The sequence below is a fragment of the Nocardia sp. NPDC127606 genome, assembly GCF_042671725.1.
Lineage (GTDB): Bacteria > Actinomycetota > Actinomycetes > Mycobacteriales > Mycobacteriaceae > Nocardia.
In genome coordinates, this window is sequence record NZ_JBHXWQ010000004.1 from 417516 (window position 1) to 440281 (window position 22766).

Here is a 22766-nt window from a genome sequence, read left to right on the forward strand (position 1 = left end):
TCCGCTGACGAAACCGCTACTCGGCTGGGCGAGTGGCGGTTTTGTCATATCTGTCCTCAGCTGCTGCCGAACATTCCCGACATGTTGGCGAAGCGGGCGAGGTCGCCTTGCGCGCCGCTGTAGATGTTGACGTCGGTGCCGCCGTGGATGCCGGGCACGGCGCCGCGGTCGGTGGTTTGCCAGAAGGTCCAGGTGGGCCAGTTGCCGGGGACTTCGGGCTGGTCGTTGCCGCTGTAGTCGGCGATCCAGAGGGGGTATCGGGTGAAGGCGCTGGTGTCGGCCATCGCGGTCTTCCAGAAGTGGGGATAGGTGTAGATGATGGGCGTGCGGCCGGTGAGGGTCTGCAGCGCGTTGAGGTAGCGGTGGGTCCAGTCGATGAGGGCGGCGGGGGCCAGGCCACCCGCGGTCTCCAGGTCGAGCACCGGGGGCAGGTCGAGGGGCCCGTTCTGGCCGAGGACCGTCGCCGCGTACATCGCGGCCTGCGGTTCGGGCGGCAGTTCGGGGCGTGCGAAATGGTAGGTGCCGCGCGCCACCCCGGCGGTGCGCATGAGAATGCTGTCCTGCACGAAGAACGGATTGATGTAGTGCAGGCCCTCGGTGGCCTTCACCATCGCGAACTGATGTCCGGCCGCGCGCACCGCGTGCCAGTCGATCATCCGGCCGTCGACATGCTGCCAGGACGACACATCCGGGCCGCTGGGCTCCGCCTGCGCGGTAGCGGGTAGCACGCAGGCCAGGGCGATGAGCGCAACACAACCACGAACCGTCGAACTCCAGCGCTTGGTGTCCATGGCCGTCGACCGTAGTGGCTTGTTGCCTGTGTGACCAGTGGTGTTGGTGAGTGTCTGTGAATAGTTACGGAAAGCCTGTCGGCCCGTGCCCGTATCTTGGTGCGGACATCGGCTGACAGAAAGTGGTGGGCATGGCGCGCAAGCGTGAGGTGCGGTTCGAACCGGCGGTCGCGAAGCCGGGGGCGCTGCGAGCCGCGGTCTCGCCCGGCGACGATCCGATCGACGAACTGACCGTCACCGACGTCGAATATCGGGACGCGGATTTCGCCGAGCGTCACGTCTCCGGTATCAGCGTCGAGGCCTGCGTGTTCGACAGCGTTCGGTTTCCGAGCACCCTGCGGCACAGCACCGTCGCCGAATCCACGCTGCGCGTCTGCGATCTGGCCAACGTTCAGGCCGATGACTCCTCGATGATCGAATCCCTGATCGAGCACGGTCGGCTCACCGGATTGTCGTGGACCGCAGGCGTTCTCCGCGACGTCCTGATCGACTCCACGCGCGCCGACCTGTCCTCCTTCGCCCAATCCCGCCTGCGCACAGTGGTGTTTCGCGACTGCGATCTACGTCAAGCCGACTTCCAGAGCGCCGAGTTCCGCAACGTCCGCTTCGAACGCTGCAACCTCGTCGGCGCCCGCTTCACCGGCGCCCGCATCCAGCAGAACCTGCGCTTCGAAGACTGCGACCTCACCGGCATCTACGGCATCACCGCCCTGCGCGGTGCCACCATCAACGGCGGCGACCCGGAGGGACTGGCGTCGACTCTCGCGCGCGAACTCGGCATCACCGTCGAATGGCACGCCGACATCTCGGAGAACTAACCGAGCCAATCGAGAACCGAAGCGGCAGTCCAGGATTGCTGCATGCTCCCCAGCGGAGCGCCGGTGTACGGCTCGTAGTACTCGGCGAAGCTGCCGTCGCTGGCCTGGCGCAGTCCTTCGGCGCGCAGCATGTAGGAGCGCTCCGCCCAGCCTCGGCGGGCGAAGGCCCAGGAGAACAGCCAGCTCATCACCGGCCAGACGGGGCCGCGCCAGTATTCGCGTGGCCGGAAGTCCTTGGAGACCGGGGAGGTCGAGGGTGGCAGGGCGTAGCGCAGGTCGGGGTGGCCGCAGAAGCGTGGGCCTTCGAAGGTGTTGAGCAGGGCGCGCTCGGCGTGGCGGGGCAGGCCGCCCGAGATCAGCGGGGCGAACATGGCGAGGGTTTCGGTACTGATCCAGCGTTGCAGGCGGACGTCGTAATCCTTTGCCGCACCGGTCCGTTCGTCGGTGGTGGCGACCACGCCCGCGCGGAAACGTTCGGCCCAGCCGTGCAGTTCGCGGACGTCGGCGTGCGGTTGTTTGTACTCCTCGCCGATATCGGCCAGCACCTCGCAGGCCAGTGCGAAGATCGCCGACACGAACACGTCCTCCACGGCGAAACTCATCACCGAGGTGAGCTGGAAATCGTCGTAGTTCGCGCGGCGCATCTGCTCGACCAGCCACAGGTAGCGGTCGTACTCACGGTCGCTCGGCCGCTGGGTGGGGTCGGAGACGATCGAGGTGTCCGCGCGGCGGTACGGCGGAAGGTCGGTCCCCGGAACGACATTGGCGTAGGCGCGGTCCCAGCGCGGCGAGTTGTCCATGCCGGATTCCCAGCCGTGGTACAGCGTGATGCGCCCGGTTTCCTTGGGGTCGCGGGCATGGGCGAGCCAGCGGTGCCAGCGCACCAGATCGGGCCAGCGGCGGTTCAGGAATTCCTCGGCGACCGCGCGGGTGGAGCGGCCGTGCCTGCGGGAATGGTCGAGGATGCGCTGCACGGCGATGGCGTGCACCGGCGGCTGGGTGATGCCGGAGGTGTCGGGGCCGTCGGGGGCGTTGCTCGCCAGCTTGCGACATTCCCACCGCGCGGGCCCGGGAAAGTATCCGTCGACACCGTTGGCGAACACGATGTGCGGGATCATCCCGTTCTTCCACTGCGCCGACAGCAGCGTGTCGAGCTCGACCACCGCCCGCTCCACGCTCAACGGCGCCAGCCCCACCGCGACGAACGCCGCGTCCCAGCTCCACATGTGCGGGTAGAGGCGGGGCGCGGCGCTGGTCATCGTGCCCAGGTCGTTGCCCCGCAGGAGGTAGGCGGCGCGGGCCGCGAGCTGCGTCGAGGTGAAACCTGGGTCGGTCATCTATCTATTCTGCGGTGGAGCAGGCCCTATGGCATCTCGACGGCACTGTGACGATCAGTACCCGGCTTGACGCGGCGTGTTCTGCGCCGCCGACCCGACCGAGCTGAGCATGGTGGTGATGCACAGCCCGACCAGCAGGTTGATCGCCGCGGTCGCGATCTTGGCGTCCAGGTCGGCGACCAGCGTGAACGGCAGAATCACCGCGACGGCTGTCAGGAGCAGGCAGATCCAGGTGAAGAAGGTGAGCGGGCTCGGCATCGCCAGCAACAGCACCATCAACAGCGCCGTGGCCAGCAACGCGGCACCCGCGGCGGCGATGGCGTAGGAGGTGGTGGAGACGGTGCCGTACGCACCCGCGCCCTCGGGCGAGAGGATCGCGATACCGAGCACCCCTCGGATCAGCATGATCGCGACGACCACCAGCAACGCGGCCACGACGGCCGTGCCGATACCGCCTGCCCACAGCTTGCCCACATTGACCTTGGGCTCCGGTTCGCCCTGGGGATAGTGGGGCTGGCCCTGGCCGTACTGAGGCTGGCCCTGGTGCTGGGGGTACTGCGGGTCCGCTGGTCCGTAGTTGTACCGGGGATCGGTCATAGTCCGACGGTACTAGTCGGTGCTGTCATCCGCGCGCGGAAACGGCGAGGGTGTCGAGATCTGCGTGCCCGCTAGCGTGGGATGTATGACGGTGACCAGTACTCCCGCCCAGACCGCTCTCATCACCGGCGCGAGCCGTGGACTCGGTGCCGCGATCGCCCGCGAACTCGCGCCCACCCACGACCTGCTGCTCGGTGCCAGATCCGCCGACGCGCTGAAGCCGATTCTCACCGAGCTGCCCGCGGCGACGGGCTGGCCGGTCGCGCTCACCGACTACCCCGCGGTGGCCGCGGCCGCCGAACAGATCTCGCGACTCGATGTCCTCGTGCACAACGCGGGCATCGCCGACCTGGGAACGGTCGCCGAGTCCTCGGTCGAGCAGTGGCGCGAAACCCTCGAGGTCAATCTGATCGCGGTCGTCGAGCTGACGAGGGTGTTGCTGCCCGCACTGCGCGCCGCGAACGGGCACGTGGTGCTCATCAATTCGGGCGCGGGATTGCGCGCGCATCCCGGCTGGGGCTCCTATGCGGCCAGCAAGTTCGGGCTGCGCGCCTTCGCCGACGCGCTGCGTCAGGAGGAGCCCTCGCTGCGGGTGACCTCGCTGTTCCCCGGTCGCATCGACACCGATATGCAGCGGGCGATCGTCGCCGACGAGGGTCGCGAGTACCGGCCGGAGGAGTTCCTCACCGCCGAGACGGTGGCCGGCGCCGTACGAACGGCCGTCGACACCCCACGCGACGGGCATCCGACCGAGATCGTATTGCGGCCGCGCTGACCGCGACGAGGTGATTCGGTATGGTCGCCGATAGCTGCGTCCAGGGGGTCGGCGCTGGAATTCGCACAGAGGTATCCGCTGGTTCAGGCGCTCGATGGATTCGGTGGGTACCGTCCCGCTGATTTGATCAGTGCCCTGGCTCGTCGCGAGGTGCACCCGGCTCGAGTAGGGGTTTCGTAAGTGGATAGACGTCGAATGCTGGCGATGCTGGCCGCGGGTACCGCCGTGGCGCTGACCGGCTGCGCGACCGCCGAGGGCGAGACCGTCGAGGCGGGTTCCGGCGGCGAGATCCCCACGCCGCCGCCGCCAGTTCCGACCCCCGTCCAGCCCCTGCTCCCGCCCCCGCCGGGTGGTCCGAAGTCGATCATTCCCCCGAAGCCCATCACCGCGCTGCCCGGTCAAGGGCTCACCATGGCACTGACGGTCGACGACGGCGCCAGCGCCGAAGTCGTCGGCGCGTACGTGAAATGGGCGAAGGACACCGGCGCCCGTTTCACCTTCTTCGTCACCGGCTACTACGACTCCTGGACCATCCACCGCGACGCGATGCGCCCGCTGGTGGAGTCGGGTCAGATCCAGCTCGGCAACCACACCTGGGACCACGCCGCCCTGACCAAGATCGGCACCACCGAGGTGGCCGACCAGCTCGGTCGCACGAAAACGTTCCTGCGCAACAACTTCGGCGTCGACGGCACCCCGTTCTATCGCCCGCCGTTCGGATATCACAACGCCACCGTCGACAAGGTGGCCGCCGACCTCGGCTACACCGTCCCCACCATGTGGTACGGCTCCCTGTCCGACTCGGGCCTCATCACCGAGGAATACCTGATCGAGTGCGCCCACAAATACTTCGCCGCCCAGTCGATCGTCATCGGCCACGCCAACTTCCCCCCGGTCACCCACTGCTACGGCCAGCTGGTCGACATCATCCGCGAGCGCAACCTGTCGCTGGTCACGCTGAACGACGTCCTGGAAGTACGAAGCTGATCTCGCAAGAACATGGGTAACTCACCGGGCACGAGCCAACCCGCCCACCTCACAAAGCTTGCCGCGTCCCCAACTCTCCCCGTACCCGGGTCTGGCCAAAAGACCCGGGGAGGCGGCTACGGCACGATGTTGACCATCTTCCCCGGCACCACGATGATCTTGCGGGGCGCCTGACCGTCGAGCAGGGCGATGACCTTCTCGTCGGCCAGGGCGGCGGCCTCGATCGACGCGGGGTCGGCGGCGGCGGGGACCTGGATTCGGCTGCGGACCTTGCCCTTCACCTGGATCGGGTATTCCACCGAGTCCGCCACCAGCAGTGCGGGATCGGCGGCGGGGAAGGGGCCGTGGGCCAGGGATGCGGTGTGGCCCAGGCGTTCCCACAGTTCTTCGGCGATGTGGGGAGCCAGCGGAGCGAGCATCAGCACCAGGGGATCCACGGCGGCGCGGGGGGCGCCGGCGGGGTAGTTCTTGGTGAGGTGGTTGGTCAGCTCGATCAGCTTGGCGCCCGCGGTGTTGTCGCGCAGCGCGGCCAGGTCCTCGTCGACGCCGGCGATGGTGCGGTGCACCAGGCGCAGGGTCTCGTCCGACGGCGCGGCGTCGGTGGCCTTCACCGTGCCGGTTTCCTCGTCGACCACCAGGCGCCAGACGCGCTGCAGGAACCGGTGCGCGCCCACGACGTCCTTGGTCGCCCACGGGCGCGAGGTGTCGAGCGGACCCATCGACATCTCGTAGAAGCGGAAGGTGTCGGCGCCGTAGAGGTCGCACATCTCGTCGGGCGAGATGGCGTTCTTCAGCGACTTGCCGATCTTGCCGTACTCCTGGGCGACCTCGATCTCGACGCCGTCGGCCCCGGTCCAGAAGAACTTCGCGTCACGCTCGACGACCTCGGCGGCGGGCACATACGCGCCCCGCTCGTCGGTGTACGCGTAGCCCTGCACATAGCCCTGGTTGTACAGGCGGCGGTAGGGCTCGCTGCCCGACACATCCCCCAGGTCGAAGAGCACTTTCTGCCAGAACCGCGCATACAGCAGGTGCAGCACCGCGTGCTCCACACCGCCTACGTACAGGTCGACACCGCCCGGGTCGTTCGGACCGTGCTCGGCCGTGCGCGGGCCCAGCCAGTACTTCTCGTTCTCCTCGGCGCAGAACGTCTCGGCGTTGGTCGGGTCGGCGTAGCGCAGCTGGTACCACGACGATCCGGCCCAGTTGGGCATCACATTGGTGTCGCGGCGGTACTGCTTGGGCCCGTCGCCCAGATCCAGCTCGACGTTCACCCAGTCGGTGGCCTTGGCCAGCGGCGGGGACGGCTCGGAATCGGCGTCGTCGGCGTCGAAGGTGACCGGCGCGAAGTCTTCCATCTCCGGAAGTTCCACGGGCAGCATGGATTCCGGCAGCGCGTGGGCCACGCCGTCGGCGTCGTAGACGATCGGGAACGGCTCGCCCCAGTACCGCTGACGCGCGAACAGCCAGTCGCGCAGCTTGTACTGGACGGTGCCGGTGCCGTGGCCCTCGGCTTCGAGGTGACCGATCATGGTCGCCTTGGCCTCGTCGACCGGAAGTCCGTTCAGGAAGCCGGAATTCACCAGTGCGCCGTCGCCGGAGTAAGCGGCCTCGCTGACGTCGCCCCCCGCGATCACCTCGACGATGGGCAGGCCCAGCGTGGTCGCGAAATCCCAGTCGCGGCCGTCGTGGCCGGGCACCGCCATGATGGCGCCGGTTCCGTAACCGCTCAGCACGTAGTCGGCGATGAAGATCGGCACCTGCGTGCCGTCGGCCGGGTTGGTGGCGTAGGAGCCGAGGAAGACGCCGGTCTTCTCCTTGTTCTCCTGACGTTCCAGATCCGACTTCGCCGCGATCGACTTGCGGTATGCGGCAACAGCTTCCGCCGGGGTGGCGCTGTCGTTGGTCCAGCGGGCATCCGTGCTGTCGGGCCAGGCGGCGGCGGTCAGCTTGTCGACCAGCTCGTGCTCGGGGGCCAGCACCACATACGTCGCGCCGAACAGCGTGTCGGGACGGGTGGTGAACACCTCGATGGTCTCGCCGTCCGCGTCGAACCGCACCTGAGCGCCACGCGAGCGCCCGATCCAGTTGCGCTGCATGGACTTCACGTTGTCCGGCCAGTCCAGGGTGTCCAGGTCGTCGACCAGCCGGTCGGAGTAGGAGGTGATGCGCATCATCCACTGCCACATGCGCTTACGGAACACGGGGAAGTTCCCGCGCTCGCTGCGCCCGTCGGTGGTGACCTCTTCGTTCGACAGCACCGTGCCCAGCCCCGGGCACCAGTTGACGATCGAATCCGACTGGTACACCAGGCGATACGAGTCGATCAGCGCGCCGCGCTCAGCGGTCGACATGGTGTTCCAGGCACCCTCGGGAACCGGACGCGCGCCGGTGACGAACTGCTCTTCCAGCTCCGCGATCGGCCGGGCCCGACCGGCTTCCTGGTCGTACCAGGCGTTGTAGATGCGCAGGAAGATCCACTGCGTCCACCGGTAGTACTCGGGGTCGGTGGTGGCGAACGAACGCCGCGGGTCGTGGCCGAGGCCCAGCCGGTCCAGCTGCCGCTGCATGGTCGCGATGTTGGCCTCGGTGGTCACCCGGGGATGCGCGCCGGTCTGCACGGCGTACTGCTCGGCGGGCAGACCGAAGGCGTCGTAGCCGAGCGCGTGCAGCACGTTGCGTCCACGCATGCGGTGGTAGCGGCCGAAGACGTCGGTGGCGATATAGCCCAGCGGGTGGCCGACGTGCAGGCCCGCGCCCGAGGGGAACGGGAACATGTCCTGGATGAACAGCTTGTCGGGCGGGGTCTCCCCGGCGAGCGGCCCGACCGGGTTGGGCGCGTTGAAGGTGCCGCGCTCGGTCCAGTTCTGCTGCCAGCGGCGTTCGATCCGCCCAGCCAGCTCGGCGTTGTACCGGTGCTGAGGTACGTCAGTCTCGGTTGCACGAGTGTCCTGCACGGTCCTGCCTTCTTGTTCTCGCCGATCCCCGGTAAACATCGTCTAACAGCGTAGAACGTTGACGCGAGGCGATTTCCCAAGGGCCGAGAACATGCCGCGCGTCCGCGACAGCGCGCACCGGCGGTGTGTGGCCGGTCACGCTCGGCGGGGAGCCCTGATTTCGGGTCTTTACGGGTGCGCTAGCCTGCATGAATGGTCGTCGTCGCTCTCCTGTTGTTCGCGCTGGCCGCGGTCGCGATTGTGACCGGCGTGCTCGGACTGCTCGGCAAACTGCCCCGCAACCGCTTCCTCGGTGTCACCACGGAAGCCGCGCTGCACAGTGACGACAATTTCCGTCTCGCCAACCGCATCGCCGCCCCCACCTCCGTCGGCGCGGGCGCCCTGCTGTTCGCCGGCGGACTGGTCGTGCTGGTCGCCGGTGGTCTCGCGAGCGTCGGCGTAGCCGCACTCGTCGCGGTCATCGCCATCTTCACCCTCGGCGCAGGCGCCAACGCCGCCGCCCGCACAGTAGAACCCCTCCTCCCGCCGGCCCCCGCCGGCGGCTGCGGCTCCTCCTGCGGCGGCTGCTCCCTCCGCGACACCTGCGCCCCCGCCAACTAACCCTCTAGCGGCAGGGTCCTGCGTTCCGGTACAACGGGAGCAGGACCTTTGATCGGGGGGAAATGTGAAGGTTGTCGGGGCTGGGCTTGTTCTTGCGTTGATCGGGGCGATCACTACCGGTTACTCGGCGATCGCGGGGATCGTTCTGATTGTCATCGGGGCGGTCGGTGTCGTGGTCGGTTGCGTTCTCGCCTTTCGTGATCCCGGGGGATCGCGGAAGTCGAAGCGGTGGTGGGCTGCGGGGTCGTCCGCGGGCGGGGTCAGCTGGTTCGGTGACGGTGGCGGGCAGTCGCACGGCGGCGGTGGGGGAAACAGCGGCAGCGGTGGGCACGGTGGCGGCGGCTGCAGTGGTGGCTGCGGAGGCGGCGGCTGTGGGGGTGGCGGCGGCGAGTAGTCGCTGGCCGTGGGAGTCGTGGCCTAGGTAATTCGGTGTCGTCGGTCCGCGGCGACGCTCATCTCGGGGGAGGAACCATGGTCTTTGTCGTGGCGTTCATCGTCGCTGTAGTCGGGCTGTTGCTCGGCGGTGGTACCGGAACAGTGCTGCTGGCGACCATGATCGTGCTGGTGCTGTTCGGGCTCGTCATGCTCAGTGCCACACCGGAAGCCAGAACCGAACGGGATGCGGCCGCGGTTCGCCGGGCGCGTCGGCGCGCGACGTCGGGGCAGGCGAAGAGTCGGCGAGGGTCGGCGTGGTCGAGTGGAAATGGTCGCCGTGATTCGTCGAGCGGTGACTATTCGTCGACCAGTGGCGATTGACGGTTGTTCATCGGCGCATTCCGAACCGGTGCTCGGTGTGCCGATTTCGGTCTCGGTGGGCTTCATCGCGATCGGTTGTGTCCAGCCGGGCATCTCACCGTTAGTCGGCCACAAGGGGATTGCAAGAACGCGCGGTTACGGTCGGTCTCGACATACCGATCCAAGTAGGGGGTCCCGTGAACGTCATCGATGTGATCGCCACACTGTTCGCGATCGTCGTAGTCGCGGTATTTGTCGTACTGCTCATCGCAGGGCCGGTGGTGATCATCGGGGCGATCATTCGGGCGACCGATACCCCGGCCGACAGGATCAGGCGCGCGCAGCGGGCCGCGAATCTACAGCGGGCGCGTACGCACACGCGGGCAAGGCGCTCGGGCTCGAGTAGTTGGAGCTCCACTGACAGCAGCTGGTCCAGCGGCAGCGCCTGGTCGGGGAGCAGCGACTCCGGATCCAGCAGCAGCAGCTGCGACTCCGGATCCAGCAGCAGCAGCTGCGGTGGGGGAAGTAGCAGCAGTTGTGGCGGCGGCAGCAGTAGCTGCTGACATCTGAACGGACAATCTTGATGATCTACGGTGCGGGAATTCTGGTAGCGCTGGTCGGGGTGATCGCCACCAGCCATTCTCTGCTGGTCGGCCTCGGCCTGCTCGGCTTCGCGGTGACACTGCTGATGATCGGCGGTGTGCTGAGTGTTCGGGATTCGCGCCGCTTGCGGTCGAAATACCAACGTCTGCGGATCGACACCGGCGGCAAGGCAGGTCGACGCGGGATCGACGACGCGGACTCGCTGAACGAGACCTACGGCGGCGGTTTCGGTGGCGGCGGCGGGGACTGAGGACCGGTTGTCGCGTCGGCGCGAGGAGCAGCTGTGGCGCGCCATCGGCGCTGGCCGGCTGAAAGCGAATTGCAAGGACCAGCGTTTACGGTCGACCCAGACATACCCGGTCGCACCACGAGTTCGACATTCGCAGGAGGTTTCCGATGGCTGCTATGCGTTCTGACCTGCGGGGGAGCAGGGAATACATCGCCGGGGCGGTGGTGCTGCTGGTTGTCGGGCTGATCTCCGCGGCCTACGGATGGATGTTCACGGCGGCGATCCTGTTCGGCTCGCTGGTGTTCTTCATCATGGGCGTCACCAGGATCGTGCTGGGGCCGAAGCGGCGTGCGGGCGGCACGGCGCGCAGGTCGGGATGGCTTGCCGCGGGTAGTGCCGGTGCCTGGTTCGCCGGGACCGGTGACGGCGGTAGTGGTGACGGCGGCAGCGGGGGTAGCTGCGGCGGCGGGAGTGGGTGCGGCGGCGGGGGCGGTTGTGGTGGTGGCGGCGGGTGCTGAACCGCGGATGACCGGGACCTGGTGGAGGGGCCGGGTCCCGGTCGGGGTGACCCGGCCAGTGGCCGGGTCGGGTTCCGTTGTCGAAGGGGTTACCGCAGGTCGGCGAGGGCAGCGTGGACGGCGTGCCCCGCGGCGGGGTCGCCGACCGTGATGCGGGCGCTACCGTCCGGGTAGGCCTTTGCTTTGATTCCGGCGCGGCGCAGGGCGGTGGCCACGCCGGGACCGGGTAGGTAGAGGAAATTCGCGTGGCTGCGAGGGACTTCGATTCCGCAGGCACGCAGGGTCATTCGGAGCAGATCTCGTTCGCGGTTGATGTGGTCGACCCGGTCGCGCAGTTCCGTGCCTGCCGCGTAAGCGGCGCGCACGGCGGCGATGGACGCGGTGGGTGTGCCGAAGGGCAACTGCTGGTGGCGGATTCGTTCGATCAGTTTTCCGCGGCCCACGCAGTAGCCGATCCGCAGCCCGGCCAGTCCGTACGCCTTCGAGAAGGTGCGCAGGATCAACAGATTCGGGTGACGGTGCAGCAGGGTGTGGATATCGAGACGGTCTGCCGGATCGAGGAATTCGACGTAGGCCTCGTCGAGGAGAACCGGTACGCGGTGCGGGATCGCGGCGAGGAAGGAGCGCACCGCCGCCGCGTCGAGGACGGTGCCGGTGGGATTGTGCGGGCGGCACAGCACCGCCAGGGAGGTGCGCCGGTTCACCGAGCGGCGCATGGCCGCCAGGTCCTGATTGCCGCCGGGATCGAGGGGGATCGGGACAAGGGTCATCCCGGCCATCTCGGCCATGATCGGGTAACCGTCGAAAGTAGGTGTGCTGGTGAGAAGTTCACCGCTGCCGAGCGTCCGTATCACCTGCATAGCGACACCGGTGGCCCCCGCGCCGACCACCACGTCGTCGGGCGAGACCCCGAGGTGATCGGCGATGACCCGTGGCAGTTCCTCCGGCAGGAACTCCGGATACCGGTTGGCCTGGGTGAGTACGGAAGTCACCGCCGCCAGCACGGAAGGCAGTGGGGGAAAGGGGTTCTCGCTGAGACCGAGGTCGAACAGCGTGGGTGTCGCCGTGGTGTGGAACCGACGGGAGGGGATCGTCGGTTCCACCAGCTGCACAGTCATCGCGCGGCGCCCCAGCGAACAGCCGCCGCACCGGCGAAGTCGCCCGCGTGCGCGAACGCCGACAGCAACACCACCGACCCGTTGCGCAACCGACCTGCTCGATTCTCCGCATCGAGAGTGACGGGAATGCCCGCGGCGAACAGGTTTCCGCACTGATCGAAGGTATCGGGATGACGTTCGGCGGGCAGCTCCAGCGCGTCGTGCCAGTTGCGCAGGAACAGCCGGTTCGGCTGGTTGGTGACGAAGGTGTCGATATCGCTGCTCTTCACGCCGATCCGCTTGCAGACCTCCAGCGCCACCTCGGGCACCAGCCGATTGCCGCGCGCGAACACCTTGGTGATCTTGGATTCGGAGAAGCTCACGCAGCCCTGACCCTCGCCCGGTTCCCAGTACTTGCGCGGACCGTTCGTGGAGAAGTCCATGTCACCGGCGAATTCGGGATAGGTGCGGGTTTCGATATCGAGGATCGGGCCCGAATCATCCTTGCGCAGCAAGCCGATTCCGCAACCGTCACCGGGCACCGGCGCCTGCGCCAATTTCCGGATATCGGGCTGGGTGAACACCGGGCCCGCGCAATTCTGCGCGGCGACGATCAGCGCGGTCTTCGCCTCGCTGGTGGCCATCATCATCCGGGCCATCGACATCATCTGGACGAACGCCGCGCAGCCGCTGTTGTGCACATCGAGTACCTGCGACGGTCGAGCGCCCAGCCGGCGAGCCAGTTCGGGGCCCGCGCCGAGCACCGGATTGTCGGGCAGTTGGGTGTGGGTGATGATGATGTCGATCTCGGACGCGAGATCGGCGCCGTGACGTTCACGCAGCACGGCGAAGGCCTGCTCGGCCATGTCGACGGCGGTTTCGTCGCGGCCGATGTGATGACGGCCGGTCGGCGAGCGGAACATCACGTTCTTGGCCATCCGCTCCGAGCGGGAGAACTGGGTGAAGTAGTCGGTCGGGACGGGGTCGCCGGGCAGATAGCTCGCGACGTCGACCAGACTCACCTGCGGCATGTTCACTGCATCCACTCCGGCTTGATCGGCAGCCCGTTGGCCGCGCGGTATTCACAAATGGCTTTGAGGTTGTCCAGCTCGAGCTGGTGTCCGGCGGAGAACATCTCCCAGAAGTCGCCGACCCAGACGGGGCGCTTCGGCGGCGCGGTTTCGGGATAGCCGTTCTCGTCGTAGAAGGGGTGCTTGCAGTTGACCCACGTCACCACCGAGCCGGGTTTGTTGAACACCACCTGGGCGTCGACCACCCGCATCAGGTAGATCATCCAGAGGTGCTCGGACTGGTCCCACGCGCAGTGATAGTCGACGGTCATCGCGTCGGGATGGGCGACGGTGCGGGTGAAACACTTGGTCGCGTCACCGAGACGGTCGTAGGACAGCCACAGGCCGGGCTCCTCGGTTTCGGTGAATCCGCGCAGGCTGTAGGTCCATTCCTCGAGCGAGCGGGTGTCGGCGAGGTATTCGTAGACCTCGCGCGGTGGGGCCGCGACGTAGGTCTGCACGGGGCAGTAGTCGCCGAAGATCTGATCGTGCGGATACACCGACCGCAGCATGTCCATGATGATCGGCGTTGTGGTCTCCCGGTCGGAGTTCTCGATGCGGATGACGCCGGGCACCACCTCCTCGGGGATGTCGGACAGGGCCGGCAGGGCGCTGATGGTCACGGGGTGCTCCTGGATGATTCGAGGGCTGACAGGAAGGGGAGAAACGGTGGGACTTCGTCGGGGTCGCAGAGGATTTCGAGGAACGACGGCCCGGTGGCGGCGAAGCTGAGGTCCAGTGCGTCGGACAACCGGGTGGCGTCGGAGACGGTGCGGGCGGACAGCCCGGGGAACATGGCCGCGAGGCCCGCTCCCAGATGTGACGGTTGAAAACGGTTGAAGCTGTAGCGATCCCGGTAGTAGAGCTGTTCTCGGGTGACGCACATGGCGTGCGCGTTGTTGTTGAACACCACGAAGGTGATGGGCAGGTCGTGTTCGATCGCGGTGTGAATCTCCATGCCGTGCATGAAGAACGAGCCGTCACCGGCGATGACGACGGTGCGGTGCGGGCCGTCGGGCGCGGCGCGGCGGGCGAACGCGGATCCGATACCCGCACCGAACGCGTACCCCATGCCGCCCATCCCGAGTGCGACCGTGAAACGTCCGCGCTCGGGTACCCGTAGGTAATGCACCACCGAGGCGCCGGTGTTACCCGCATCGGCGAAAACATCGGCGCCGTCGGGCAGCGCGCGCTGAATCGCCTCGATGACAGTGCGATAGCGCAGGCCAGGGCCTGCCGCTGCGGGGACGGACATCGGCGTGAGCTCGGCGGAGCTGCGGCTTGTTGTCGCGCCTGCCCCGATGTCGGCCAGCAGCGTGGCGATGGTTTCCGCGAGGTCCGTGCTGGTGGCGTGGGTCGCGGCGAGGTACGGAGCGTGCGCGCCGATGCTGAGCACCGGCAGGTCGGCGAGGGCCGCGTCGAGCCCGGCGCGGGCAGTGACCGGCAGACGGGTGCCGACGAGCAGGCAGGCGCTCGCCGCCGACAGGGCTTCGGCCAGCTCGGCATGACCCATGCTGCCCGCGACACCGCAGTAGCCGGGGCCGGTGTTGGAGTACACGTCCTTGGCATCGGGGGCCAAGCCGATGGCGGCGTCGAGCGTGGCGACCAGTTCGGCGAGCTCGGCGCGGGCGTCGTCGCGGGCGACCTGATCACCGGCGATGATCACGACCTTCCCGGTGCGCCGGGCGCAGGTGAGTTCGGTGGCGATGGTGTGCGGGGAAGCCGCTTCCGGGGAAATCGGGGAGGCGCGATCCAGCTGTACTCCATCGGTAACGGCGTCGAACTGTTGTGAGGGGACGGGCATCGATTGCTGCTGAACATCTTTCGGGATCAACAGCACCGCAGGTCCACCACTCTCCGCCGCTGCGATCGCCGCGGCGAGCTGTGCGGGCAGTTCGAGCGGATCGGTCACCCGAGCGCAGTACTTGCTGATCGTCGCGAACAACGCTGCCGCGTCGATGGATTCGGACAGGCCGCTCGAATCCTGGAACGCGCCGAGACCTTCCAGGCTGGTCGGCGGCTGTCCGATCAACGCCAGCACCGGAACCCGTGAGGTGAATGATTCGGCCAGTCCGGCAACGAGATTCACCGCTCCACCGCCGGACGTGGCGGCCACGACGCCCAGCCCGCCGGTGCTGCGCGCATACCCGTCGGCCATGGTCGCCGCGGAGAACTCGTGCTTGGCGACGATGCCGGCCGGTGAACCGCCCGCGTCGAAGATCGCGTCGTAGAGGTCCTCGATATTGGCGCCGTCGACGCCGAAGATCTGGGTGATTCCCCGGTCGGCTACCGTTCGTACCAGGTAGTCCACGACTCTGTCCGGCATCGGCCCTCCTTCTCCGCGACGAAAATGTGACGCCGCAGTGCACCGCGTCTGATGGGGTTACGAGGCGCGCCGAGGGAGAGTTCAGAGGGTGGGTGAAAACCACCCCTTGTGTGTACGTACACATATACGTATAGTGGGTTCATGCCCAACAAGACGATCTACGTAGCCGACGACGATCTCCCCGTGTTCCAGCGGGCGCAAGAGCTCGTGGGCGGAAACCTCTCCAGCACCGTGGTCAGCGCGCTGCGCAGGCTCATCGAACTGGAGGAAGGTCGTGAGGCCGGCTTCGAGGAGGTTGTCCTGCAGGTGGGTCGCGACGGTGTCCGGCAGGTGCGCTTCCAGGGCGTGCTGCTGGGTGAATGGCGCGATGTCGGCGACAAGCGGGTGCTGCACCAGCAGGTCTTCCGCAGCCGCAAGGGCAAGCTCGTGCTCCACACGCACTCGGCGCTGTGGTCGGAATACCCGACCGGGGATGCCGCGGGCGACATGAAGGACTGGAAATACTGGCGCCGCATGTTCGGCATCGGTGACCGGCCGTGGGACTGGGGCGACTACGAGTACGAGATCCTCGACGATCTGAAAGATCTGAAGGATCGCGTGCCCGACAAGCTCTATCGCAAGGTCGAAGACATCACCGCGCACCCGCAGATCGAGGAACTCGACATCTAGCTCCGCCCTCGGGCGAACAACCACACACCGCACACACCAACCGCAGCCCCTGGGGGCTGTGTCGATAACCCATGCACATATTCGCAGCAATGAATGCAATCCTCTGGAAAGGGACGATCATGGTCAACTCGGCCATCACCGCACGCGGTCTCCACAAGGCCTACGGCGACAAAACAGTTCTCGACGGCATCGACATCACCGTCGCCGAGGGCACCGTCTTCTCGTTGCTCGGCCCCAACGGCGCGGGCAAGACCACCACCGTGCAGATCCTCACCACACTGATCGCCGCCGACGGCGGCGAATGCACCGTGGGCGGCCATGATGTGGCGACCGACCGGGGCGGGGTGCGTGAGCTGATCGGCGTCACCGGGCAGTTCGCCGCGGTCGACGAGTTGCTGACCGGCCGGGAGAACCTGCACATGATGGGGGATCTGAACCATCTACCGCGCCGCGAAACCCGCACTCTGGCCGACGAATTGCTGGAACGCTTCGACCTGGTCGAGGCGGCCGACAAGCCCGCGAGCACCTATTCCGGCGGCATGACCCGCAGGCTCGATCTGGCGATGACGCTGGTCGGCAACCCGCGGGTGATCTTCCTCGACGAACCGACCACCGGCCTCGATCCGCGCAGTCGCCGCTCCATCTGGGAGATCATCCGCGGCCTGGTCGACGATCTCGGCGTCACCGTCTTCCTCACCACGCAGTACCTCGAGGAGGCCGACCAGCTGGCCGATCGCATCGCGGTGCTCGACAACGGCCGGATCGTCGCGGAAGGCACTGCGGCAGAACTGAAGCGACTGATCCCCGGCGGCCACATCCGCATCGATTTCACCGATCAGCCCGATGTGGACGCCGCCCAGCGTGCGTTCGGCTCGACGGCGAAAGTGGTCGAGGGCACCGACGGGCTGACCCTCGCCGTGCCCAGCGCCGGCGGCGTGCGTTCACTGCGTGCCGTCCTCGACCTCCTGGATGCCGAGAACATCGAAGCGGGCGGCATTTCCGTGCACACCCCCAACCTCGACGACGTCTTCCTCACCCTCACCGGCCGCGCCACCATCGAGCAGGAGTCTCTGCGATGACCACTCAGACCAAATCCAAGTCCTACGCCGTCGCCGACACGATGACGATGCTGCGGCGCAACATGATTCACGTCAAGCGCTACCCCAGCATGACGTTCAGCATCATCATCATGCCGATCGTGCTGATGCTCGTGTTCAAGTACGTCTTCGGCGGGGCGCTCGAGAAGTCCTCGGGCGGCAGCTATATCGACTATCTGGCGCCGGGCATGATGCTGCTGTTGCCCGCCTACCTGACGGTGTCGGTAGCGGTCTCGATCGCCACCGACGCGAGCAAGGGCATCGTGAATCGCTTTCGGGTGATGGCGATCTCGCAGTCGTCGGTGCTCACCGGGCATGTGCTCGGCGCGCTCATCCAGGCGATGGCGGGCGTTGTCGCGATGACCGCCGTCGCGATGCTGGTCGGCTTCCGGCCGAACGCGAACCTCGTGGAGTGGGTCGGCGCTTTCGGGCTGCTCGCCCTGGTGACCTTCGCCTTCACCTGGCTCGCCATCGCGCTGGGCCTGCTCTCGCCCACCCCTGAAAGTGCCAGCAACGCACCGTTTCCCATCGTGCTGCTGCCCTTCCTCGGCAGTGGTCTGGTCGCTACCGACACGATGCCGGTCGGCATGCGTCAGTTCGCCGAATACCAGCCCTTCACCCCGATCACCGAGACGCTGCGCGGACTGCTGATGGGTACCGAGATCGGCGCCAACGGCTGGGTCTCGCTGGTCTGGTGCGCGGTCATCGCGGGCGGCGGCTTCCTGTGGTCGAAGTCGATCTTCCGCAAGCAAGCGAAGTAGCCTGTCGCGCAAACGGTCCGGTCTCCCCCGCGGAGACCGGACCGTTTCGCGTTCAGACCTGGGCGACCAAGACGGTCCGGCCGGAATCGACCGACGTGATCTCCACTGTGCTGATCGAATCCGGCGGGGCGTCGATAGTGCGATCCACCGTCAGCTCGGTGCCGGGGCCCGCGGGCCACCGGTCGAGTTCGAAGCGCTGCTCACCCGCGGTCACCACCAGCCCGTACGTGCGGGTGTAGCTGGAGCCGTAGGCGCTCGGTGCGTAGCGGCAGGTCATCACCAGGCGCGTGCGGTCACCGTCGCGCACCAGCTTCACCTGCGCGCTCACCGGCGTCTGCTCCACCGCCTGCATCTGCTGCGCCGCGACGATCTGCTCGGTCGGCGTCTCCGAGCGCGCCACGGTGAAGGTCACCGGAATCGCGATCGCCACCGCCGCCGCGGCAGCCGCCACCGCGCTGCCGACATTCACCCAGCGCCGCCGCCGTCTGCGCCGTTCGGCCGCCGCGGCCAGCGACGGGAGCATATCGGGGACCTGTGCCGGAACCGGCTCGGGCGAGGCGATCATCGACAGCGCGGTATCGCGGTCGACCAGGGCGAGCATGCCCGGCATCCCGGACAGCTCGGCGACGGCCTGCCGGCAGTGCGCGCAGTCGAGCAGGTGCGCCTCGTATTCACGCCGCTCGGCGGCGCCGAGCGAACCGAGGACATAGGCCGCGTCCCAGGTGCTGTACTCGTCGGCGAGATCGGTCATCGGTTCGTCACCCCCATCTCCTGTAGCGCCAGTCGCATGGCGCGCATGCCGTAGTGCAAGCGCGACTTCACGGTCCCCGGCGGAATGCCCAGTTCGTCGGCGATCTGGGCCATGCCGAGGCCGCGATAGTAGGCCCGCACGATCACCTCGCGATGGTCCGGGCTCAGCGTGCTCAGCGCGTCGGCGACCAGCCAGCCGTCGAGCGCCCGATCCGACTGGTCGGGGCTCACCTGCTCCGGTGGGTTGTCGGTGCCGAACTCGCGGCGGTGCCTGGCGCTGCGATGCTCGTCGACCGCGAGATTACGAGCCACGGTGAACAACCATGCGCGCGGCGAGGTTTCGGTCTGCTCCAGCACGGCCGGGCGTTGCCAGGCGCGCAGCAGGGTCTCCTGCACGATGTCCTCGGCCCGGCCGGGATCGCGCACCAAGCCGAGGGTGAAACGCCACAGCGCGGGTGCGTGCTCGGCGTAGAGCGCGCGCATCAGTTCGTCGCGACCATCGTTCATCGGCGGCCCTGGTCACTGCTCGTCGTAATTCATATGTCACTCCTGCTCGTGTGAAGGAGTAACGGGATCAGTTGCGTTCGAGTTCAATCGGGTGGGTCGCCAGCAGGGCCAGCGGCAACGGTTGACGGCGCAAGACCGCGGACCACAGATCGTGGCGATCGGTGGCGATCGGATCCGACGGCAGCGCCGAGACCACGATCCAATCGTCGTTGTCGAGTTCGCCGTCGAGCTGGCCCATCGACCAGCCCGCGTAGCCGGCGAAGATCCGGATCTTCTCGACGAGCGGGCCGATCTCGGCGGGGTCGGCGTCCAGATCGACCAGCACCACCCGGCCGTCGACCCGGCGCAGGCCGCGGATCTCGGAGATGTCGACGCCGGCGCGCAGCACCGCCAGGCACAGCGCCGCATCGCGTTTGACCGGGCCGCCGATGTAGAGATCGGTCGGGGCGGCCGCCAAGTCCGCCCAGGCGGGCAGCACATCCACGACCGGGGTCTCGCTCGGCCGGTTCAGCACCACGCCGAGGCTGCCCGCGTCGTTGTGCTCGATCACATACACGACGGTGCGCCGGAAAGTAGGTTCCACCAGGTCTGTCGCGGACACCAGCAGGTTGCCCGCGCGGACGTTCACCGCGGGCTGCCCACGCCGCCGGTCGTCGCCGTGCCCGTCGCGAGTCCGGCGCTCGTCCGGGTCGTCTCCGCCTGCCACCGAGCCATCATCGCATTGGAGCGGCGGTGCGCGCTTCCCGCGGAGCGGATCGAAACCGGAATTTCTTCGTGCGTGGACCCCTCGATCGCCCGGTAGTGTCGCGCTATGCACTCGCCCGAAGTCCTGCTCGACGACAACGACGCTGTGTACGACTACTACCTGCGGCATCAGCAGAACAGGTGGAAGGCGCTGGCCTCGTATGCCGTGCTGGCCCGGCGGTTCCGGCCGCGCGTGATGTTCGCCGAGGGCGCGAAACAACAGTTGAAGGCCCTGATCCGCAGCGGTCGGCCGGTGATCTACGCGATCAACCACCTCTCGACCAGCGACCCGTACACGGTCGCGGCGACGGCGTGGCGCTCACCGCTGCGCTCGAAGATCGGGCGGGTGCGGGTGCTGGCGAAGGACGAGCTCTTCCTCGATCCCGAGCAGCGGCGCAAGGTGGACATGATGGGCGGGATCCCGGTGTTCCGCGGCAAGGATCACGGCATTCGCGCGGTCAATGCCGCAGGTCAGCGAATGATGGATGTGTGCGCGCAGCGGTTGGCCGCCGGTGATCACCTGGCGATCTTCCCCGAGGGGACGTGCAATGAGGTAGATCACACCAAAGTGCAGGCGGTCGGCAGCGGAATCGGGCACATCGCGTTCCGGGCGGCCAAACTGGACGCCGCGCCCGCGCTGGTCGCCATGGGGATGAACTACGGGTCCTATGCGGCCGGTGTCGAACCGACCGCGGCCGAGGTGGTGTCGGGGCTCGCCTACTTCCGGGCGCCGATTCTCGAGTTGCCGCAGCGGCCCGCCGACATCGCCAGGCTCGTCAAAGACGAGCTGCAACTGGCTGTCGACGGGGCCGTCGCGCACTACTGAGGTAGACCGAACAACTCCCTGGCTCGCTGCGGGACGTAGGCGATGTAGTCGGGATGGGTGGTGATGAAATGCAGGACGACCGGGCACATCGGCAAGACGCTGAAACCCTGGTCTCTGCTGGCGTCCAGCGCGGCTTCGACCAGCGTGTTCGCCAGTCCTCGGCCTTCGAATCGGGGGTAGATCTCGGTGTGCACGAGGGCGCGTTCGTCCCCGGTGTCCTGGTATTCGATGTAGCCGGCGGGTTGACCGTCGGCGGTGAGTTCGAACCGCTCGAGCGCGGTGTTGTTGCGGACCTCGGTCGCCATAGGTCGACGCTACCGTGTTCGGGAGGACAACCCACTGAGCAAATGAGAACATGGGTCACTCCCCGACCACCTCCGAGCCGTTGCGCGCCTGACGAAAGGCCGAGAGCGAACGGTCGAGCTCGGAAACGACACTATGAATACACGGAGAGGCGGAACAGATGGCCGGCGAACCGCTTGTCGTGCTCGCTCCCGACAAGTTCAAGGGGTCGTTGACCGCACCGGAGGTTGCCAGGGCTCTGGCCAGGGGAATCGCTCGGCGTGCGCCGAAGGCACAGGTGCGGTGTGTGCCGGTGGCCGACGGTGGTGACGGGATGGTCGACGCTTTCGTGGCGTCGGGGTGGAAGCGGGTCGAGGTCGCCGCGCCCGGGCCTACGGGAGAGGCCTCGACGGCGGTGTACGCGGTGCGGGGCGATACCGCGGTGGTGGAGTTGGCGGCTGCCGTGGGGCTGGTGAAGTTGCCCGGTGGGCGGCTGGATCCGCTGCGGGCCGACACGTACGGGTTGGGGGTCGCCATCGCGCACGCGCTCGACGGCGGGGCGAGGGAGATCGTAGTCGGGCTCGGCGGAAGCGCTTCGACCGACGGCGGGTCGGGGTTGTTGCGGGCGCTCGGGTTGCGGTTGCTCGATCAGGAGGGCCGGGAACTGGCGGGCCGCGGGGATGTGGCCGCGATACTCGAGCAGGTTGTCTCGGTGGATCGAGGTGGGTTGCATCCGGCGGTCGCGACGACGCTGTTCACGCTGGCCTGCGATGTGGACAATCCGTTGCTCGGGCCGGCCGGTGCGGTAGCGGTGTACGCGCCGCAGAAGGGCGCCAGTGCTCGGCAGATGGTGAAACTCGAAGCGGGGCTTACCAACTGGGCGGCCGTGCTGGGCACCGGATATGCCGAGATCGGTGGTGCGGGCGCGGCGGGCGGCACCGGCTTCGGCGCGCTCGCGGTGCTGGGCGCGCAGGTTCGCAGCGGGATCGATGTATTGCTCGAGCTGCTGGAATTCAACGCGCTGATCGACGGGGCCAGGCTGGTGGTCACCGGTGAGGGCTCGCTGGATCACCAGAGCATGCACGGGAAGGCGCCGGTCGGGGTCGCCGCGGCGGCGAAGAAGGCTGGCGTGCCGGTGATCGCGGCGGTGGGCCGAACCCTGTTGTCGCCAGGGGAGATTCGAGCCGCTGGGTTCGCCGCCTGCTATCCGCTCAGCGACCTCGAGCCCGATCCCGCGCGCTCGATCATCGCGGCGGCGGACCTGCTCGAACGCATCGGCGAACGAATCGCCATCGAGCACTTGTGCAGGACACGCTGACGGTTACAGCGCGATTCGGGCGGGCGAAGGCTGCGGGCCGGACGGCCGGGTAGCGGTGGCCAACGCCTCGCGGTTCTCGTCGCCCCAGGTCTCGAGCGGTTCCAGTGCGAGGCGAAGGGCTTCACCCAGCGGGGTGAGCGAATACTCCACCCGCGGCGGGATCTCGGGGAAGATCTCGCGGTGCACCACGCCGGTGCTCTCCAGGTGTCGCAGGTTTTCGGCGAGCACCTTCTCGCTCACGCCCTCGAGCAGCCGCCGGATCTGACCGAATCGCTGCGGCCCGGCGCCGAGCACCCACATCAGGTGCAACTTCCATTTGCCGCCGACGACGTCGATGGCCAGGCTCATACCGCACACATCGTGATCTGCGTC

The 22766-nt window shown here is 67.5% G+C and carries 25 protein-coding genes; 12 read left to right on the forward strand and 13 right to left on the reverse strand.

Annotated elements, in window-relative coordinates; translation table 11 throughout:
* Positions 1–56: 56 nt before the first annotated feature.
* Positions 57–791, reverse strand: a complete 735-nt coding sequence (locus ACFVJ5_RS21570) for a glycoside hydrolase family 25 protein (RefSeq protein ID WP_379222479.1) — start codon at positions 789–791, stop codon at positions 57–59.
* A 131-nt stretch (positions 792–922) separates the two neighbouring features.
* On the opposite strand from ACFVJ5_RS21570, the gene ACFVJ5_RS21575 reads away from it, so the two are divergent.
* Positions 923–1609 carry a pentapeptide repeat-containing protein gene (locus ACFVJ5_RS21575; RefSeq protein ID WP_379222481.1) on the forward strand — a complete coding sequence of 229 codons (687 nt, stop codon included), beginning with the start codon at positions 923–925 and terminating at the stop codon, positions 1607–1609.
* Here the strand turns inward: ACFVJ5_RS21575 and ACFVJ5_RS21580 are convergent.
* Positions 1606–2946, reverse strand: coding sequence for an amylo-alpha-1,6-glucosidase (locus ACFVJ5_RS21580; protein WP_379222483.1), 1341 nt, complete (start codon positions 2944–2946; stop codon positions 1606–1608). The genes ACFVJ5_RS21575 and ACFVJ5_RS21580 overlap by 4 nt on opposite strands.
* 54 nt (positions 2947–3000) lie before the next feature.
* Complete coding sequence (locus ACFVJ5_RS21585; protein ID WP_379222484.1) at positions 3001–3543, reverse strand: DUF6069 family protein; 543 nt, start codon at positions 3541–3543, stop codon at positions 3001–3003.
* Positions 3544–3628: 85 nt separating this feature from the next.
* On the opposite strand from ACFVJ5_RS21585, the gene ACFVJ5_RS21590 reads away from it, so the two are divergent.
* Positions 3629–4318 carry an SDR family oxidoreductase gene (locus ACFVJ5_RS21590; protein ID WP_379222486.1) on the forward strand — a complete coding sequence of 230 codons (690 nt, stop codon included), beginning with the start codon at positions 3629–3631 and terminating at the stop codon, positions 4316–4318.
* Positions 4319–4513: 195 nt separating this feature from the next.
* Positions 4514–5305, forward strand: a complete 792-nt coding sequence (locus tag ACFVJ5_RS21595) for a polysaccharide deacetylase family protein (RefSeq protein ID WP_379222698.1) — start codon at positions 4514–4516, stop codon at positions 5303–5305.
* A 116-nt stretch (positions 5306–5421) separates the two neighbouring features.
* Here ACFVJ5_RS21595 and leuS read toward each other — a convergent pair whose 3' ends face one another.
* On the reverse strand, positions 5422–8262 hold the full coding sequence (gene leuS / locus ACFVJ5_RS21600) for a leucine--tRNA ligase (protein WP_379222488.1): 2841 nt from the start codon (positions 8260–8262) through the stop codon (positions 5422–5424).
* A gap of 192 nt (positions 8263–8454) precedes the next feature.
* On the opposite strand from leuS, the gene ACFVJ5_RS21605 reads away from it, so the two are divergent.
* From ACFVJ5_RS21605 to ACFVJ5_RS21620, 4 genes are all read left to right on the forward strand, one after another.
* Positions 8455–8862 (forward strand): SdpI family protein, encoded by a 408-nt coding sequence (locus ACFVJ5_RS21605; RefSeq protein ID WP_379222490.1) that lies wholly within the window; start codon positions 8455–8457, stop codon positions 8860–8862.
* 471 nt (positions 8863–9333) lie between these two features.
* Positions 9334–9618: a hypothetical protein gene (locus ACFVJ5_RS21610; protein ID WP_379222492.1), complete on the forward strand. Its 285-nt coding sequence runs from the start codon at positions 9334–9336 to the stop codon at positions 9616–9618.
* 562 nt (positions 9619–10180) lie between these two features.
* The gene (locus tag ACFVJ5_RS21615) at positions 10181–10450 is read left to right on the forward strand and encodes a hypothetical protein (protein WP_378894324.1); all 270 of its coding nucleotides are present in this window, start codon (positions 10181–10183) and stop codon (positions 10448–10450) included.
* Positions 10451–10605: 155 nt separating this feature from the next.
* Entirely contained in the window at positions 10606–10947 is a 342-nt protein-coding gene (locus ACFVJ5_RS21620; RefSeq protein ID WP_379222494.1) for a hypothetical protein, read from the forward strand.
* Positions 10948–11036: 89 nt separating this feature from the next.
* On the opposite strand, the gene ACFVJ5_RS21625 is transcribed toward ACFVJ5_RS21620, so the two are convergent.
* The 4 genes from ACFVJ5_RS21625 to ACFVJ5_RS21640 are packed head-to-tail and all read right to left on the reverse strand — an operon-like array spanning position 11037 to position 15440.
* Positions 11037–12065, reverse strand: a complete 1029-nt coding sequence (locus ACFVJ5_RS21625; RefSeq protein WP_379222495.1) for a pyridoxal phosphate-dependent aminotransferase — start codon at positions 12063–12065, stop codon at positions 11037–11039.
* A complete protein-coding gene (locus ACFVJ5_RS21630) occupies positions 12062–13075 on the reverse strand; it encodes a 3-oxoacyl-ACP synthase III family protein (RefSeq protein WP_379222700.1) in 1014 nt (337 codons plus the stop codon). The genes ACFVJ5_RS21625 and ACFVJ5_RS21630 overlap by 4 nt, the downstream gene beginning before the upstream one ends.
* 2 nt (positions 13076–13077) lie before the next feature.
* Positions 13078–13737 carry an SRPBCC family protein gene (locus ACFVJ5_RS21635; protein WP_379222497.1) on the reverse strand — a complete coding sequence of 220 codons (660 nt, stop codon included), beginning with the start codon at positions 13735–13737 and terminating at the stop codon, positions 13078–13080.
* The gene (locus ACFVJ5_RS21640; protein WP_379222499.1) at positions 13734–15440 is read right to left on the reverse strand and encodes a thiamine pyrophosphate-binding protein; all 1707 of its coding nucleotides are present in this window, start codon (positions 15438–15440) and stop codon (positions 13734–13736) included. Before ACFVJ5_RS21640 ends, ACFVJ5_RS21635 begins: the two co-directional genes overlap by 4 nt.
* A gap of 141 nt (positions 15441–15581) precedes the next feature.
* Between ACFVJ5_RS21640 and ACFVJ5_RS21645 the strand changes: the two genes are divergently transcribed.
* From ACFVJ5_RS21645 to ACFVJ5_RS21655, 3 genes are all read left to right on the forward strand, one after another.
* Entirely contained in the window at positions 15582–16109 is a 528-nt protein-coding gene (locus ACFVJ5_RS21645; RefSeq protein ID WP_379222501.1) for an EXLDI protein, read from the forward strand.
* An 89-nt stretch (positions 16110–16198) separates the two neighbouring features.
* On the forward strand, positions 16199–17188 hold the full coding sequence (locus tag ACFVJ5_RS21650; RefSeq protein WP_379222502.1) for an ATP-binding cassette domain-containing protein: 990 nt from the start codon (positions 16199–16201) through the stop codon (positions 17186–17188).
* The gene (locus ACFVJ5_RS21655) at positions 17185–17967 is read left to right on the forward strand and encodes an ABC transporter permease (RefSeq protein ID WP_379222504.1); all 783 of its coding nucleotides are present in this window, start codon (positions 17185–17187) and stop codon (positions 17965–17967) included. Before ACFVJ5_RS21650 ends, ACFVJ5_RS21655 begins: the two co-directional genes overlap by 4 nt.
* Positions 17968–18019: 52 nt before the next feature.
* Here the strand turns inward: ACFVJ5_RS21655 and ACFVJ5_RS21660 are convergent, their stop codons facing one another.
* The 3 genes from ACFVJ5_RS21660 to ACFVJ5_RS21670 all read right to left on the reverse strand — a co-directional run bounded on the left by ACFVJ5_RS21660 (position 18020) and on the right by ACFVJ5_RS21670 (position 19930).
* The gene (locus ACFVJ5_RS21660) at positions 18020–18718 is read right to left on the reverse strand and encodes a zf-HC2 domain-containing protein (protein WP_379222506.1); all 699 of its coding nucleotides are present in this window, start codon (positions 18716–18718) and stop codon (positions 18020–18022) included.
* Positions 18715–19224 (reverse strand): sigma-70 family RNA polymerase sigma factor, encoded by a 510-nt coding sequence (locus ACFVJ5_RS21665; protein ID WP_067455024.1) that lies wholly within the window; start codon positions 19222–19224, stop codon positions 18715–18717. Before ACFVJ5_RS21665 ends, ACFVJ5_RS21660 begins: the two co-directional genes overlap by 4 nt.
* A 67-nt stretch (positions 19225–19291) precedes the next feature.
* Positions 19292–19930, reverse strand: coding sequence for a YqgE/AlgH family protein (locus tag ACFVJ5_RS21670; RefSeq protein WP_379222508.1), 639 nt, complete (start codon positions 19928–19930; stop codon positions 19292–19294).
* A 105-nt stretch (positions 19931–20035) separates the two neighbouring features.
* Here ACFVJ5_RS21670 and ACFVJ5_RS21675 point away from each other — a divergent pair, with 105 nt between their 5' ends.
* Positions 20036–20794, forward strand: coding sequence for a lysophospholipid acyltransferase family protein (locus ACFVJ5_RS21675; protein WP_379222510.1), 759 nt, complete (start codon positions 20036–20038; stop codon positions 20792–20794).
* Here ACFVJ5_RS21675 and ACFVJ5_RS21680 read toward each other — a convergent pair.
* Positions 20788–21099, reverse strand: coding sequence for a GNAT family N-acetyltransferase (locus tag ACFVJ5_RS21680; RefSeq protein WP_379222511.1), 312 nt, complete (start codon positions 21097–21099; stop codon positions 20788–20790). The two genes, ACFVJ5_RS21675 and ACFVJ5_RS21680, sit on opposite strands and share 7 nt — an antisense overlap.
* 158 nt (positions 21100–21257) lie before the next feature.
* Between ACFVJ5_RS21680 and ACFVJ5_RS21685 the strand changes: the two genes are divergently transcribed.
* Positions 21258–22394, forward strand: coding sequence for a glycerate kinase (locus tag ACFVJ5_RS21685; protein WP_379222513.1), 1137 nt, complete (start codon positions 21258–21260; stop codon positions 22392–22394).
* A 3-nt stretch (positions 22395–22397) separates the two neighbouring features.
* Here the strand turns inward: ACFVJ5_RS21685 and ACFVJ5_RS21690 are convergent, their stop codons facing one another.
* Positions 22398–22742, reverse strand: coding sequence for a winged helix-turn-helix transcriptional regulator (locus ACFVJ5_RS21690; RefSeq protein ID WP_379222702.1), 345 nt, complete (start codon positions 22740–22742; stop codon positions 22398–22400).
* Positions 22743–22766 lie beyond the last annotated feature (24 nt).

Coding starts and splice junctions, on each gene's coding strand:
- ACFVJ5_RS21570 (WP_379222479.1), bottom strand. CDS start 791: ATGGACACCAAGCGCTGGAGTTCGACGGTTCGTGGTTGTGTTGCGCTC.
- ACFVJ5_RS21575 (WP_379222481.1), top strand. CDS start 923: ATGGCGCGCAAGCGTGAGGTGCGGTTCGAACCGGCGGTCGCGAAGCCG.
- ACFVJ5_RS21580 (WP_379222483.1), bottom strand. CDS start 2,946: ATGACCGACCCAGGTTTCACCTCGACGCAGCTCGCGGCCCGCGCCGCC.
- ACFVJ5_RS21585 (WP_379222484.1), bottom strand. CDS start 3,543: ATGACCGATCCCCGGTACAACTACGGACCAGCGGACCCGCAGTACCCC.
- ACFVJ5_RS21590 (WP_379222486.1), top strand. CDS start 3,629: ATGACGGTGACCAGTACTCCCGCCCAGACCGCTCTCATCACCGGCGCG.
- ACFVJ5_RS21595 (WP_379222698.1), top strand. CDS start 4,514: ATGCTGGCGATGCTGGCCGCGGGTACCGCCGTGGCGCTGACCGGCTGC.
- ACFVJ5_RS21605 (WP_379222490.1), top strand. CDS start 8,455: ATGGTCGTCGTCGCTCTCCTGTTGTTCGCGCTGGCCGCGGTCGCGATT.
- ACFVJ5_RS21610 (WP_379222492.1), top strand. CDS start 9,334: ATGGTCTTTGTCGTGGCGTTCATCGTCGCTGTAGTCGGGCTGTTGCTC.
- ACFVJ5_RS21615 (WP_378894324.1), top strand. CDS start 10,181: ATGATCTACGGTGCGGGAATTCTGGTAGCGCTGGTCGGGGTGATCGCC.
- ACFVJ5_RS21620 (WP_379222494.1), top strand. CDS start 10,606: ATGCGTTCTGACCTGCGGGGGAGCAGGGAATACATCGCCGGGGCGGTG.
- ACFVJ5_RS21625 (WP_379222495.1), bottom strand. CDS start 12,065: ATGACTGTGCAGCTGGTGGAACCGACGATCCCCTCCCGTCGGTTCCAC.
- ACFVJ5_RS21630 (WP_379222700.1), bottom strand. CDS start 13,075: ATGCCGCAGGTGAGTCTGGTCGACGTCGCGAGCTATCTGCCCGGCGAC.
- ACFVJ5_RS21640 (WP_379222499.1), bottom strand. CDS start 15,440: ATGCCGGACAGAGTCGTGGACTACCTGGTACGAACGGTAGCCGACCGG.
- ACFVJ5_RS21645 (WP_379222501.1), top strand. CDS start 15,582: ATGCCCAACAAGACGATCTACGTAGCCGACGACGATCTCCCCGTGTTC.
- ACFVJ5_RS21650 (WP_379222502.1), top strand. CDS start 16,199: ATGAATGCAATCCTCTGGAAAGGGACGATCATGGTCAACTCGGCCATC.
- ACFVJ5_RS21655 (WP_379222504.1), top strand. CDS start 17,185: ATGACCACTCAGACCAAATCCAAGTCCTACGCCGTCGCCGACACGATG.
- ACFVJ5_RS21660 (WP_379222506.1), bottom strand. CDS start 18,718: ATGACCGATCTCGCCGACGAGTACAGCACCTGGGACGCGGCCTATGTC.
- ACFVJ5_RS21665 (WP_067455024.1), bottom strand. CDS start 19,224: ATGAACGATGGTCGCGACGAACTGATGCGCGCGCTCTACGCCGAGCAC.
- ACFVJ5_RS21675 (WP_379222510.1), top strand. CDS start 20,036: ATGCACTCGCCCGAAGTCCTGCTCGACGACAACGACGCTGTGTACGAC.
- ACFVJ5_RS21680 (WP_379222511.1), bottom strand. CDS start 21,099: ATGGCGACCGAGGTCCGCAACAACACCGCGCTCGAGCGGTTCGAACTC.
- ACFVJ5_RS21685 (WP_379222513.1), top strand. CDS start 21,258: ATGGCCGGCGAACCGCTTGTCGTGCTCGCTCCCGACAAGTTCAAGGGG.
- ACFVJ5_RS21690 (WP_379222702.1), bottom strand. CDS start 22,742: ATGAGCCTGGCCATCGACGTCGTCGGCGGCAAATGGAAGTTGCACCTG.